Genomic DNA, 12290 nt, shown 5'->3' on the forward strand with positions numbered 1-12290 from the left:
CCCCCGATGCCCGCGACGGGCTGCGTACGATCTTGACGTCCGCGGGTGCTCCGCGGCGGACGCGACGGGACCGCGGCCCCGGCCGCTTCCCGCGGCGCTCCGGGCGGGACCTCCGCGCCGGCCGTCCGCCGTACCGAGCGGGTTCGGGGATCAGGGACAATGGGCGGCATGAGCGTTCGTACCCAGTCATCCGAGCAGCCGGCCGAGGCCGTACACCGCGCCGGCTTCGCCTGCTTCGTGGGCCGGCCCAATGCGGGCAAGTCCACCCTCACGAACGCGCTGGTCGGGCAGAAGGTGGCGATCACCTCGAACCGGCCGCAGACCACCCGGCACACGGTACGGGGCATCGTGCACCGCCCCGAAGCCCAGCTGATCCTGGTCGACACCCCCGGCCTGCACAAGCCGCGCACGCTGCTGGGCGAGCGGCTGAACGACGTGGTCCGCACCACCTGGGCCGAGGTGGACGTGATCGGCTTCTGCCTGCCCGCCGACCAGAAGCTCGGCCCCGGCGACCGCTTCATCGCCAAGGAACTGGCCGGGATCAAGAAGACCCCGAAGGTCGCCGTCGTCACCAAGACCGACCTGGTGGACTCCAAGACCCTCGCCGAACAGCTGATCGCCATCGACGGGCTGGGCAAGGAGCTGGGCTTCGAGTGGGCGGAGATCGTCCCGGTGTCGGCGGTCGGCGACAAACAGGTGGAACTCCTCGCCGACCTGCTGGTCCCGCTGCTGCCCGAGGGCCCCGCGCTGTATCCGGAGGGTGACCTCACGGACGAGCCCGAGCAGGTCATGGTGGCCGAGCTGATCCGCGAGGCCGCGCTGGAGGGCGTCCGGGACGAGCTGCCGCACTCCATCGCCGTGGTCGTCGAGGAGATGCTCCCGCGCGAGGACCGCCCCGCGGACCGGCCGCTGCTGGACATCCACGCCAACGTCTACATCGAGCGCTCCAGCCAGAAGGGCATCATCATCGGCCCCCAGGGCAAGCGCCTGAAGGACGTGGGCATCAAGTCCCGCAAGCAGATCGAGGCACTGCTGGGCACGCCGGTCTTCCTCGACCTGCATGTGAAGGTGGCCAAGGACTGGCAGCGCGACCCCAAGCAGCTGCGCAGGCTCGGGTTCTAGCGCCCCGGCAGGCGACGTTCGCGTGGCCCCGCTGCCCTGGACGGACGTACCGCTAGTCGACTCCCCGGATCCGGCGCACGAGGACCGCCCCGGCCAGTCCGACCGCCGCGGACACCAGGTACAGCACCCGGTAGCCGCCGAGGTAGGTGACGATCGGGGCGGCCAGGGCAGGGGCCGCGACCTGGGGCAGCGCGTTGGCGATGTTGATGACGCCGAGGTCCTTGCCCCGGTCGAGGGCCGCCGGCAGGACGTCGGTCATCAGCGCGAAGTCCACCGAGGTGAAGACTCCGAAACCGACGCCGAGGACCGCCGCCGCCACGATCGCCCCCGGCCAGGTCTGCCACGCCGACAGCGCGGCCGTCGCCACCGCCATCAGCACGCCCGACCAGAGAACGAACGGCTTGCGGCGGCCCACCCGGTCCGACCACAGCCCGCCGGCCACGACCGTGCCCAGCAGCGTCAGACCGTTGACCGCCGTCAGGATCAGCACGCCCTGCTCCGGGTCGTGGTACCCGACCCGGTCCCGCAGGTAGTACAGGAGGTAGAGCAGGACGAGGGAGTTGCTCAGGTTGATCAGGAACCGGGTCAGCCACGCCCAGCCGAGATCGGGGTGGCGGCGCGGGCTCACCAGGAAACCGGCGAGGAAGCCCCGCCGGGACCAGGGCGGCCGCTCCGCGGGGGCCAGCCGCAGATCCGGGTGACCGAGCACGTACGGCGCCACTCCGAGCAGCGTGAACGCGGCGCACGCCGCGTAGCCCGCGCCGGTGCCGCCCGCCGCCGTCGCCAGACCGGTCCCGCCGACCACGCCGAGGATCTGCGCCGCCCCCAGCCAGCCGCCCACCGCGCCCCGCTGGAGCCGGGGCACCCGGTCCGGCACGGCCGCCGTGACCGCCGCGAAGGCCGCGTTCAGGGTCAGCTGGACCAGGCACCAGCCCGCCAGCATCGTCCCCGGCCCGCGTGCGCCCGCGAGCAGCAGCAGCGACACCGCACCACCCGCAGCGCCGGCCACGATCCAGGGCGTACGGCGGCCCCGGGCGGACGTCGTACGGTCCGACAGCGCGCCGAAGAGCGGGTTCGCCGCCAGCGACACCACCGCGCCCGCGGCGGTCACCCAGGCCAGCATCGTCTCCTTGGACATCCCGGAACCAGGCGCGAAGTCCTCGGCCTGGGCGGCGAGCAGGATCTGCAGCGGCCCGAACCAGCCCACCCAGATGGCCCCGTTGGCGAGTGAGAGCGCCGCCGTCCAGCCCCGGCCGACCCGCTCGACGGGCTCGGCCAGGGCGTCGTCGGGCGGGCCGGCCGTGGTCACCTCTGCGCCCGCAGCAGCTCCCGGAACCAGCCGTACGACGCCTTCGGGGTGCGCTCCTGGGTGTCGTAGTCGACGTGCACCAGGCCGAAGCGGCGGGCGTAGCCCTCGGCCCATTCGAAGTTGTCGAGCAGCGACCAGACGAAGTAGCCGCGCACGTCCACGCCCGCTTCGACCGCCCGGTGCAGCGCCCTTACGTGGCCGTCGAGGTAGGCGATCCGGTCCTGGTCGTCGATCCCCTCGTACGAGCAGCCGTTCTCGGTGATCAGCACCGGCGGCAGCCGGTCGCCGTACCGGTCGCGGAAGACGGTCAGCAGCTCGGTCAGGCCCTCCGGGACCACCGGCCAGCCGAAGTCCGTCACCGGGGGGCCCTCGATCTCCCGTACCGAGAAGGGGAGTTCGGCGGGGATGGTCAGCCCGCCGAACTCGCTCTCCGCGTCCTGCGGGGCGCCCACCCGGGTCGGCGCGTAGTAGTTGACGCCGTACCAGTCGAGCGGTTCGGCGATGACCTTGAGGTCCGCGTCGACGTCGCCGGGCAGCAGTTCGCCGATCCCCTCCGGGTAGTGCCCGAGGAGCAGCGGGTCGGCGAACAGGCGGTTCAGCAGGACGTCGTAGAAATCGGCCGCCGCCAGGTCCTCGGGCGCGGTGGACGCGGGCCAGGTCGGGCCGTGGGAGTTGGCGATGCCGATGTCGGCGGCGCCGGCCGCGCGCAGCGCCCGTACCGCGAGGCCGTGGGCGAGGAGTTGGTGGTGGGCGACCGGCAGCGCGTCGAACAGGAGCCGCTTGCCGGGGGCGTGGGCGCCCAGCGCGTGCCCCAGCAGGGTGTGTTCGGCCGGTTCGTTGAGGGTGATCCACTTGGTGACGCGGTCGCCGAGCCGTGCGGCGACCAGCGCCGCGTACTCGGCGAAGCGCGGCGCGGTGTCCCGGTCCAGCCAGTCCAGCCGGGCGGGCAGGTCCCAGTGGAAGAGGGTCGGGACGGGGCGTATACCGGCCGCGCACAGCTCGTCCACCAGACGGTCGTAGAAGTCCAGCCCGCCGGGCGAGTTCACCCTGGGCCAGGAGATCGAGAAGCGGTACGCGTCCACGCCGAGGCCGGCCAGCAGCGCCACGTCCTCGCGGTAACGGTGGTAGTGGTCACAGGCCACCGCCGCCGTGGAGCCGTCCTTCACGCGCCCCGGCTCGGCGGTGAACACATCCCACACGGAGGGCTCACGCGCGTCCACCGCGCCCTCGATCTGGTGGGCCGAGGTGGACACTCCCCACAGGAAGCCGTCCGGGAACCGGGGAATCGGATCACCTGCATCAGTCACCATGAGCGGGATCATCCGTACCGCCGGTAACGGAAGTCAACGCCCCTGCCGAAAGTGGGTTCGGCGTACTGTGGTGCGCGAGTCACGATGGTGCGTGATGCGCGAAATATCGACGGGGGACCATGGAGGCGGAAGAGCACGAGCCCACGTCCACAGCGAGGCGCAGCAGGACGGTGCTCCGTGGAGCGGCCGTGCACCTTGCCGCCATGCATGTGAGCGGAGCGCTGCTGCTGCTCACCTTCCTTGTGCCACCGGCCTGGGCTCTGAACGCTTATGGGGCGGCCCCGGCCAGTGATCCTTCGGCGGACGTGCCGCCGTTCATGATCTTCCTGGCGGTCGTGTTCGGCTGTGTGAGCTTCCACGCGGCGGTGCAGATTCCCGCGGGGCTGCTGGGTACCTGGCTCGGCCGAAACCGTACGGCCGGCGTCAGTTACCTGCTGGTCCTGGCAGTGGCGGCTGTTCTCACGACCGTCCTGCTGCGGGGAGTCCTGGAAGCCGGCAGCACCGACCGAATTCTTCCCTTGTGGGCCGACTTCATGGCGCGCGGCTCGTTGGCCATGGCCGCGTATGTCTGGCTCAGCCGTCGCCTCCGGAGCCGACCCCGGCTCCGAAAGGCCGCCTGACGAGCCGGAGGTGTGCTCTGGGTGCCACCCGGGGGCCCTTCGACATCTCGCCCGGGCGGCACCAGCGGCGGATACGAGTGCGACTTCATGAGGGGTCGTCCCCAACCTGCCGACCAAGCGGAGCGCTCACGCTCCTTCTTTCAGCACCCGCGAGATCAACGCCCGCTGTTCCGCCGTCAGATGGGGATCCGTCGCGTACACCGTCCTTCCGTCCACCGTGATCTCGTAGTTGAAACCGTCCGGCACTCCGGCGGGCGGGGAGCCCCGGCCGGCGGACAGTGCCCGCTCGGCCAGGGACGTCCAGTCGGCGGCGTCGGGCCGCCCCGAGGTGTCCACCTCGGCGTGCCGCTCGATGCCCGCGAACCCGCCCGTGCGCCTCACCTGAATCCGCATGGGTCCCTGTGTAGTACGGAACCTAGGCGGTCCGCACCCCGACCTGTTCCCACGCCTTCAGTACGGCCTGGTGTTCCTCGCCCTCGCCGTAGCGGGCGCGGGCCGCCGCGACCGTCAGCTGGGCGAAGTCGGTGAACTGGGCGTCCGTCCCCAGCTCGCCGCCGGTCAGCACGTCGTACCAGATCTGCCCGGACCGCTCCCAGGCGTTGCCGCCCAGGGCGGTGGCGACGCGGTAGAAGGCGTGGTTGGGGATGCCGGAGTTGATGTGGACGCCGCCGTTGTCCCGGCTGGTTTTTACGTAGTCGTCCATCGTCGCGGGCTGCGGGTCCTTGCCGAGGTCCGGGTCGTCGTAGGCCGTGCCCGGTGCCTTCATCGAGCGCAGTGCCTCGCCGTGGACGTCCGGTCCGAGCAGGCCGGCGCCGATCAGCCAGTCGGCCTCGGTGGCGCTCTGGCCGAGGGCGTACTGCTTGATCAGTGCCCCGAAGACGTCCGAGACGGATTCGTTGAGCGCTCCGGACTGGCCGTAGTACTCCAGGTTCGCCGTGTACTGGGTGACGCCGTGGGTCAGCTCGTGGCCGATCACGTCCACGGGGATGGTGAAGTCGAGGAACAGCTCGCCGTCGCCGTCGCCGAACACCATCTGCTCGCCGTTCCAGAAGGCGTTGTCGTACTTCTCGCCGTAGTGGACGGTCGCGTCCAGCGGCAGTCCGGCGTCGTCGATCGAGTGCCGGCCGTAGACCTTGAGGTACAGGTCGAACGTGGCGCCGAGGCCCGCGTGCGCGCGGTTGACGCTGGCGTCCTTGGCGGCCCCGTCGCTCTCGGCGTGCACCTTCCGGCCCGGCAGGGTCTCGGCGCCCTGGGCGTCGTAGACGGTCCGGTCCGGTTTGTCGGACGGGGTGCCGGTCGGAGCGGCGGCGCTGCGGACCCCGGTGACCCTGCGCCGGGTGCGCTGCAGGGCGTCCTGTTCCAGGGTGCGCCGCGCCGGCCCGGCGCGGCGCGAGTCCGCGTGCTGGGCGAGCTTGTCGAGTACGTGTGGCGGGACGATGGTGCAGAAGACGGGCTCGAAGCCCCCGTTCGTCGTCATGCCCGCACCATTGCACTGTGTTATCGCAATGTCACCGCCAGCAACCATGATTGATGAAATACCGCGCCGAGGGCCCCGGGCCGGTCACGCGCAGTGGTATGGCGCGTATTTTGTCCGCCCTGTGCGTCGGGTCCCGCATGCTGATACGGGCCCGCGCATACCGCGAGGCTCGACTACGCTGCTCGGCATCATGTATTTCGGGCTGCTTCTCCTTAGCTGCCGCGGCGAGGGCCTGTAGTCGAGGCCGACCCCCTCCCCGCGGAGCTCGGTGTTGTGTCGTCGGCCGTCCTTCCGGACACCGGACCCCACCGGATTTCTTCGAGGAGCCCACGCCATCATGGTCAACCGCCAGCAGCCCAGTTCCCTGCCGATCCACAAGTACGGCCGGTACGAGCAGGTGGACATCCCCGACCGCACCTGGCCGGACCAGCGGGTCACCGTCGCCCCCCGCTGGCTCTCCACCGACCTGCGTGACGGCAACCAGGCCCTGATCGACCCCATGTCGCCCGAGCGCAAGCGCCGGATGTTCGACCAGCTGGTCAAGATGGGCTACAAGGAGATCGAGGTCGGTTTCCCGGCCTCGGGCCAGACCGACTTCGACTTCGTGCGCTCGATCATCGAGGAAGAGGGCGCGATCCCGGACGACGTCACGATCTCCGTACTGACCCAGGCCCGCGAGGACCTGATCGAGCGCACGGTGGAGTCCCTGAAGGGCGCCAGGCGGGCCACCGTCCACCTGTACAACGCCACCGCACCGGTCTTCCGCCGGGTCGTCTTCCGCGGCTCCAAGGACGACATCAAGCAGATCGCCGTCGACGGCACCCGGCTGGTGATCGAGTACGCCGAGAAGCTGCTGGGCCCCGAAACGGAGTTCGGCTACCAGTACAGCCCCGAGATCTTCACCGACACCGAGCTGGACTTCGCGCTGGAGGTCTGCGAGGCGGTCATGGACGTCTACCAGCCCGGGCCGGGCCGCGAGATCATCCTCAACCTGCCCGCCACGGTGGAGCGCTCGACCCCGTCCACGCACGCGGACCGCTTCGAGTGGATGCACCGCAACCTGTCGCGCCGCGAACACGTCTGCCTGTCCGTCCACCCGCACAACGACCGCGGCACGGCGGTCGCCGCCGCCGAGCTGGCGCTGATGGCGGGCGCCGACCGCATCGAGGGCTGCCTGTTCGGGCAGGGCGAGCGCACCGGCAACGTCGACCTGGTCACCCTCGGCATGAACCTGTTCTCGCAGGGCGTCGACCCGCAGATCGACTTCTCCGACATCGACGAGATCCGTCGTACGTGGGAGTACTGCAACCAGATGGAGGTCCACCCGCGCCACCCGTACGTGGGCGACCTGGTCTTCACGTCCTTCTCCGGCTCCCACCAGGACGCCATCAAGAAGGGCTTCGACGCCATGGAGGCCGACGCGAAGGCCAGGGGCGTCACCGTCGACGACATCGAGTGGGCGGTGCCGTACCTGCCGATCGACCCCAAGGACGTCGGCCGCTCCTACGAGGCGGTCATCCGCGTCAATTCGCAGTCCGGCAAGGGCGGCATCGCCTACGTCCTGAAGAACGACCACAAGCTGGACCTGCCGCGCCGGATGCAGATCGAGTTCTCGAAGATCATCCAGGCGAAGACGGACGCCGAGGGCGGCGAGATCACCCCGGGCGACATCTGGGCGTCCTTCCGTGACGAGTACCTGCCGAACCCGGACAACTCCTGGGGTCGCATCCAGGTCAGGACCGGCCAGTCGGTCACCGACACCGGCGGCGTGGACACGCTCACCGTCGAGGCCACGGTGGACGGCGAGGACGCCGTGCTGACCGGCTCCGGCAACGGTCCGATCTCGGCCTTCTTCGACGCCCTCCAGACCGTCGGTGTCGATGTGCGACTGCTCGACTACCAGGAGCACACGATGAGCGAGGGCGCCTCCGCGCAGGCCGCCTCCTACATCGAGTGCGCGATCGGCGACAAGATCCTGTGGGGCATCGGCATCGACGCGAACACGACGCGTGCGTCGCTGAAGGCCGTCGTCTCCGCCGTCAACCGCGCAGCCCGCTGAACCCCTCTGACCAGCGGTTTCGTGGGCCCGACCAAGATGTACGACGGTCGGGCCCACGTCGTTTACCAGCCACTTCGACGGTGAGGTAACGGAAAGGTCTCGTACGGGGTACTGACTCCACATCGCCGATGTGGCTAACATCACGCACACGCGGCGACGGTGCCGCGCGGGCGCCGCCCACCGCCATTGCGGCAGTGGGGGAGTTACGGAGGTGCGACGTGCTGCCAGTACGGGGACGAGACGGCCGTGCCACCAGGCTTGCCCGCATTCTGGGCACCCGCACCGCATGGATCCCCGTCGCGGACGGCGAGTTCTTCTGCCCCGGCTGCGGGGGCGACCGCAACTACCAGCGGCTCACCGGCCGCCGCCGCTTCCTCCTGCTCGGCGTGCCCGTGCTGCCGCGCGGCACCGCGGGACCCGTCGTCGAGTGCGCGGCCTGCCGCCACCACTACGGCACCGACGTCCTCGACCATCCGACCACCTCCCGCTTCTCCGCGATGCTCCGCGACGCCGTGCACACCGTCGCCCTCGCGGTGCTGGCCGCGGGCGGCTCCTGTGCCCGTACCGCGCTGGCCGCCGCCGCCGGCGCGGTCCGTGCCGCCGGGTTCGCCGACTGCACCGAGGACCAGCTCGGCGCGCTGGTCGAGGCGCTGGCCGCGGACACCGGCCGGGTCTTCGAGCAGCCGGGCGGCGCCGGCCTCGCGATAGAGCTGCACGAGGCCCTGGACCCGCTCGCCCCGCACCTGGCACCCGGCGGCCGCGAGTCCATCTTGCTGCAGGCCGCCCGGATCGCCCTGGCCGACGGCCCCTACACCCTCGCCGAACGCGATGTCCTCGCCACCGTCGGAGCCGCCCTGACCATCTGCTCCGACGACGTGACCCGGCTGCTGGCGGCGGCCCGCACGCCGTCCTGAGCGCCCCGGTCACCCCCATGGGCGTATCCCGGCCCCCGGCCGCCGCACGCGGTACCACTGCGCCAACCGGGCTCCGTGGGACACGAGTCGGCGGTGTTTGCAAGGGTGAGCAAGTGGCGGACGGCGGCGTGCGTGACCTCATAATGAGATCGATGACCATCCTGAGCCGCGCCCTTCTCGCCGCCGCGGTGATCGCCGTGGCGGCCGCGCCCCCCGTCCTCGCCGGACCCGCCGCCGCCCGGCCCGGCTGCACCTCCTCCGTGCCCTACGTCGCGGGCCAGGGCGGTTACGACACCTACCGCATCCCGGCCGTCGTCAGGACCCGCGCGGGCACCGTGCTCGCCTTCGCCGAGGGACGGCACGACGGCGCGGGCGACAGCGGCGCCATCGACGTCGTCCTGCGCCGCTCCACCGACGACGGGTGCACCTGGGGCCCGCTCGCGGTGGTCGCCGCCGGGCACGGGGACACCCGGGGCAACCCGGCCCCGGTCCTCGACCCGCGCACCGGCGCGATCGTGCTGGTCACCTCGTACAACAGCGGCTCGGTCACCGAGGCGCAGATCGTACGCGGCGAGGTGACCCCCGAGCAGAGCCGGCGCGTGTTCGTGCAGCGCAGCGTCGACGACGGCCGGCGCTTCTCGGCGCCGAAGGAGATCACGGCCGACGTGAAGCGGGCCGGCTGGCGCTGGTACGCCACCGGGCCCGGTCACGCGGTGGCCCTGACCCGCGGCCCGCACACGGGCCGCCTGGTCGTCGCCGCCGACCACTCGGCGGCCCCGCCGGCCGGCTCCGCCGACACCGGCCAGGAGGCCAAGTACTACGGCGGTCACGCCCTCTACAGCGACGACGGCGGGCGCACCTGGCGGCTGGGCTTCGTCGACGACTCCTACGACGGCCTGGTCAACGCCAACGAGTCGACGGCCGCCCAACTCCCCGACGGCCGCCTCTACTTCAGCTCCCGGGACCAGAACGGCAGCAGCCCCGGCAACCGCCTCGACAGCTATTCCAGCGACGGCGGCCGTACCCTCGACCGGCCCTACGCCGTCCAGCCCACCCTGAACGACGTCCCTGTCGTCGAAGGATCGGTCCTCCAGCTGAGCGGCCCGCACGCCCCGCTGCTGTTCTCGGCGCCGTCCGTGCCCACCTCCCGCGAGGCGATGGCCGTGTGGCGCAGTACGGACGGCGGGGCGACGTTCACCAGGACGGTGACGCTGTCGCGGGACAAAGCGGGGTACTCCGATCTCGTCCAGATCGATCAGGGGACGGTGGGCGTGCTCTACGAGACGGGGGTCTCGGGGGCGTACGAGACGATCGGGTTCCGGCTGCTGCCGGTGACGTGACCTGGCGGTCCGCTGGGGCCGTGGGGTGGCCTTCGGCTGTGGGTGCGTTGTTTTCTGCGGGTGGGTGGGGGTCGGTCGCGCCCCCTTGGGGGCGTTGCCGTTCCGTGTCCCGGTCGGGTGTCCTCAGAGCAGGCCCGCTGCCGCCAGGTATTTGCCCACCTGCTCCGTTTCCTCCGGGGACAGGGGGACCTGGGGGTCGGCGGTGGTGGCGGAGGGGATGATTCCGCGGAGGTGCAGGGCCGTCTTGAAGGCGCCGAGCGCCGATGAGCTGCCGCCCATGCGGGCCGGGTCGCCGACGCCCACCATGCCGAACAGGGCGCACAACCGTTCCTGCTCGGCCCGGGCGCCCGCCCAGTCGCCCGCCCGGCACAGCCGGTAGAGGCGGACGTAGCCGTGCGGGTCGACGTTGGCGAGGCCGGGGACCGTGCCGTCGGCGCCCAGCGCCAGGGCCGCGTCGGCGACCAGTTCGGAGCCGGTGAGCGCGGCGAAGCCGGTGCCGGCGTTCAGGCCGCGGGCGCCCGTCACGACCTCGCGGAAGCCGGCCAGGTCGCCGCTGGAGTCCTTCAGCCCGGCCAGCACTCCGTCCGCGGCCAGCTCCAGCACCAGGCCGGCGGGGAGCTTGGTGTGCACGGCGGCCGGGATGTCGTAGGCGATGACCGGGACGGGGCTGCGCTCGGCGACCAGCCGGAAGTGGCGGGCGGTCTCCGCCGGGTGGACGCGGGTGTAGAAGGGCGCGGTGACCACGACGGCGTCGGCGCCCGCGGACGTCACCGCCGCGACGTGGTCCAGCACCCGCGGTGTCGTCATGTCGATCGCCCCGGCCAGCACCGGCAGCCGGCCCGCCACGTGCGCCGTCACCGCCTGCACCACCTGCCGCCGCTGACGGTCGGTGAGGTAGGCGGCCTCCGAGGTCGAGCCGAGCACGAACAGGCCGTGCACCCCGGCCTCCACCAGATGGTCGACGAGCCCGAGGAGAGCGGGGACGTCCACCTCGCGCTCCGGTGTCAGGGGAGTGCACATGGGCGGTACGACACCGGTGAGCGGGGCGGCAAGGGTCATGACGGCTCCCTGGGAAGACTCTGGCGCACGAGGTCGCGGGTCGACTGGTCCTCCTCCACAGGATGATGACAGCGGTAGCGATGTCCGGGGTACGACGCGGCCGAAAAGTCCGGAATATCCGATGAGCAGAGTTCATCGGCCTTCCAGCAGCGGGTGCGGAACGGGCAGCCGCTCGGCGGGCGGGTCGCCGACGGCACCGGGCCGGCCAGCGGAATCGGGTCGATCGGGTCGAGCAGGCCCGGCGTCGCGGAGAACAGGGCGCGCGTGTACGGGTGCCGGGCCCGGTCCGTGACCCGGCTCGCGGGGGTCTCCTCGACGATCCGGCCGAGGTACATGGTGATCACCCGGTCGCTCATCCGCCGTACCGTCTGGATGTCGTGCGACACGAAGACCAGGGCGAGGCCCAGCCGCTCCCGCAGGTCCAGCAGCAGATTGAGGATCTGCGCCCGTACCGAGACGTCCAGCGCGCTGGTCGGCTCGTCGGCGACCACCAGGTCCGGTTCGAGGGCCAGCGCGCGGGCGATGGCGACCCGCTGCCGCTGGCCGCCGGAGAGCTGGCCCGGCAGGGCGTCGGCGAGCGCACGCGGCAGACCCACCAGGGACATCAGCTCGCGCACCCGCTCGACGCGTCCGGTCCGGGAGCCCCGGCCGTGCACGTCCAGCGGGTCCTGGAGGATCCGCCGGACGGGCAGCCGGCGGTTCAGGGCGGTCGACGGGTCCTGGAAGACCAGCCCGGTGCTCGCGCCGACCGTGGCCCGGCGCTCGGCGGCCGGCATGGACCACAGGTCGCGGCCCTTGAACGACACCGTGCCCGCCGTCGGCCGCTCCACGCCCACCAGCAGCTTCGCCAGTGTCGACTTGCCGCACCCGGACTCGCCGACCACACCGACCGTCTCGCCGGGCGCGACGGTGAGGTCGGCCCCGGTCAGGGCGTACACCCGGTCCCGGGTGAACAGTCCGCCGCTGCGTGCCCGGTGGACCACGTGGGCGTCGCGCAGCTCCACCAGCGCGCTCGCCCGGTCGCCGCTCGCTCCGTCTCCGGTCGAGCGGTCGCCGGTCGTCGGATCGCCGGTCACTCGG

The 12290-nt window shown here is 71.7% G+C and carries 11 protein-coding genes; 5 read left to right on the forward strand and 6 right to left on the reverse strand.

Annotated features, from left to right (window positions below):
• Positions 1 to 168: 168 nt before the first annotated feature.
• A complete protein-coding gene (era, locus tag ACFYPJ_RS02565) occupies positions 169 to 1122 on the forward strand; it encodes a GTPase Era (RefSeq protein ID WP_389009226.1) in 954 nt (317 codons plus the stop codon).
• 52 nt (positions 1123 to 1174) lie between these two features.
• Here era and ACFYPJ_RS02570 read toward each other — a convergent pair whose 3' ends face one another.
• Complete coding sequence (locus tag ACFYPJ_RS02570; RefSeq protein WP_389009229.1) at positions 1175 to 2431, reverse strand: MFS transporter; 1257 nt, start codon at positions 2429 to 2431, stop codon at positions 1175 to 1177.
• Positions 2428 to 3741, reverse strand: a complete 1314-nt coding sequence (locus tag ACFYPJ_RS02575) for a GH1 family beta-glucosidase (RefSeq protein WP_389009232.1) — start codon at positions 3739 to 3741, stop codon at positions 2428 to 2430. The genes ACFYPJ_RS02570 and ACFYPJ_RS02575 overlap by 4 nt, the downstream gene beginning before the upstream one ends.
• Positions 3742 to 3929: 188 nt before the next feature.
• Here ACFYPJ_RS02575 and ACFYPJ_RS02580 point away from each other — a divergent pair, with 188 nt between their 5' ends.
• Positions 3930 to 4361 (forward strand): hypothetical protein, encoded by a 432-nt coding sequence (locus ACFYPJ_RS02580; protein WP_389009235.1) that lies wholly within the window; start codon positions 3930 to 3932, stop codon positions 4359 to 4361.
• 126 nt (positions 4362 to 4487) lie between these two features.
• On the opposite strand, the gene ACFYPJ_RS02585 is transcribed toward ACFYPJ_RS02580, so the two are convergent.
• Together ACFYPJ_RS02585 and ACFYPJ_RS02590 are read right to left on the reverse strand one after the other, a co-directional pair.
• Complete coding sequence (locus ACFYPJ_RS02585) at positions 4488 to 4754, reverse strand: protealysin inhibitor emfourin (RefSeq protein WP_389009238.1); 267 nt, start codon at positions 4752 to 4754, stop codon at positions 4488 to 4490.
• 22 nt (positions 4755 to 4776) lie between these two features.
• Entirely contained in the window at positions 4777 to 5838 is a 1062-nt protein-coding gene (locus ACFYPJ_RS02590; protein WP_389009241.1) for a M4 family metallopeptidase, read from the reverse strand.
• Between the two features lie 337 nt (positions 5839 to 6175).
• On the opposite strand from ACFYPJ_RS02590, the gene leuA reads away from it, so the two are divergent.
• From leuA to ACFYPJ_RS02605, 3 genes are all read left to right on the forward strand, one after another.
• Complete coding sequence (leuA, locus tag ACFYPJ_RS02595; RefSeq protein WP_389009244.1) at positions 6176 to 7897, forward strand: 2-isopropylmalate synthase; 1722 nt, start codon at positions 6176 to 6178, stop codon at positions 7895 to 7897.
• 218 nt (positions 7898 to 8115) lie between these two features.
• Positions 8116 to 8811: a TerB family tellurite resistance protein gene (locus ACFYPJ_RS02600; RefSeq protein WP_389009246.1), complete on the forward strand. Its 696-nt coding sequence runs from the start codon at positions 8116 to 8118 to the stop codon at positions 8809 to 8811.
• A gap of 152 nt (positions 8812 to 8963) precedes the next feature.
• Entirely contained in the window at positions 8964 to 10151 is a 1188-nt protein-coding gene (locus ACFYPJ_RS02605; protein WP_389009249.1) for an exo-alpha-sialidase, read from the forward strand.
• Positions 10152 to 10274: 123 nt separating this feature from the next.
• Here ACFYPJ_RS02605 and ACFYPJ_RS02610 read toward each other — a convergent pair whose 3' ends face one another.
• Positions 10275 to 11210 carry a dihydrodipicolinate synthase family protein gene (locus ACFYPJ_RS02610; RefSeq protein WP_389009251.1) on the reverse strand — a complete coding sequence of 312 codons (936 nt, stop codon included), beginning with the start codon at positions 11208 to 11210 and terminating at the stop codon, positions 10275 to 10277.
• Positions 11207 to 12214 (reverse strand): oligopeptide/dipeptide ABC transporter ATP-binding protein, encoded by a 1008-nt coding sequence (locus ACFYPJ_RS02615; RefSeq protein WP_389010117.1) that lies wholly within the window; start codon positions 12212 to 12214, stop codon positions 11207 to 11209. Before ACFYPJ_RS02615 ends, ACFYPJ_RS02610 begins: the two co-directional genes overlap by 4 nt.
• Positions 12215 to 12290 lie beyond the last annotated feature (76 nt).

The sequence above is a fragment of the Streptomyces sp. NPDC006012 genome, from assembly GCF_042871185.1.
In the GTDB taxonomy this organism is placed as follows: Bacteria; Actinomycetota; Actinomycetes; order Streptomycetales; family Streptomycetaceae; genus Streptomyces.

What these genes read in the sequence shown, in the direction of transcription:
- era (WP_389009226.1), top strand. Translation starts at nt 169, where the DNA reads ATGAGCGTTCGTACCCAGTCATCCGAGCAGCCGGCCGAGGCCGTACAC.
- ACFYPJ_RS02575 (WP_389009232.1), bottom strand. Translation starts at nt 3,741, where the DNA reads ATGGTGACTGATGCAGGTGATCCGATTCCCCGGTTCCCGGACGGCTTC.
- ACFYPJ_RS02585 (WP_389009238.1), bottom strand. Translation starts at nt 4,754, where the DNA reads ATGCGGATTCAGGTGAGGCGCACGGGCGGGTTCGCGGGCATCGAGCGG.
- ACFYPJ_RS02590 (WP_389009241.1), bottom strand. Translation starts at nt 5,838, where the DNA reads ATGACGACGAACGGGGGCTTCGAGCCCGTCTTCTGCACCATCGTCCCG.
- leuA (WP_389009244.1), top strand. Translation starts at nt 6,176, where the DNA reads ATGGTCAACCGCCAGCAGCCCAGTTCCCTGCCGATCCACAAGTACGGC.
- ACFYPJ_RS02605 (WP_389009249.1), top strand. Translation starts at nt 8,964, where the DNA reads ATGACCATCCTGAGCCGCGCCCTTCTCGCCGCCGCGGTGATCGCCGTG.
- ACFYPJ_RS02610 (WP_389009251.1), bottom strand. Translation starts at nt 11,210, where the DNA reads ATGACCCTTGCCGCCCCGCTCACCGGTGTCGTACCGCCCATGTGCACT.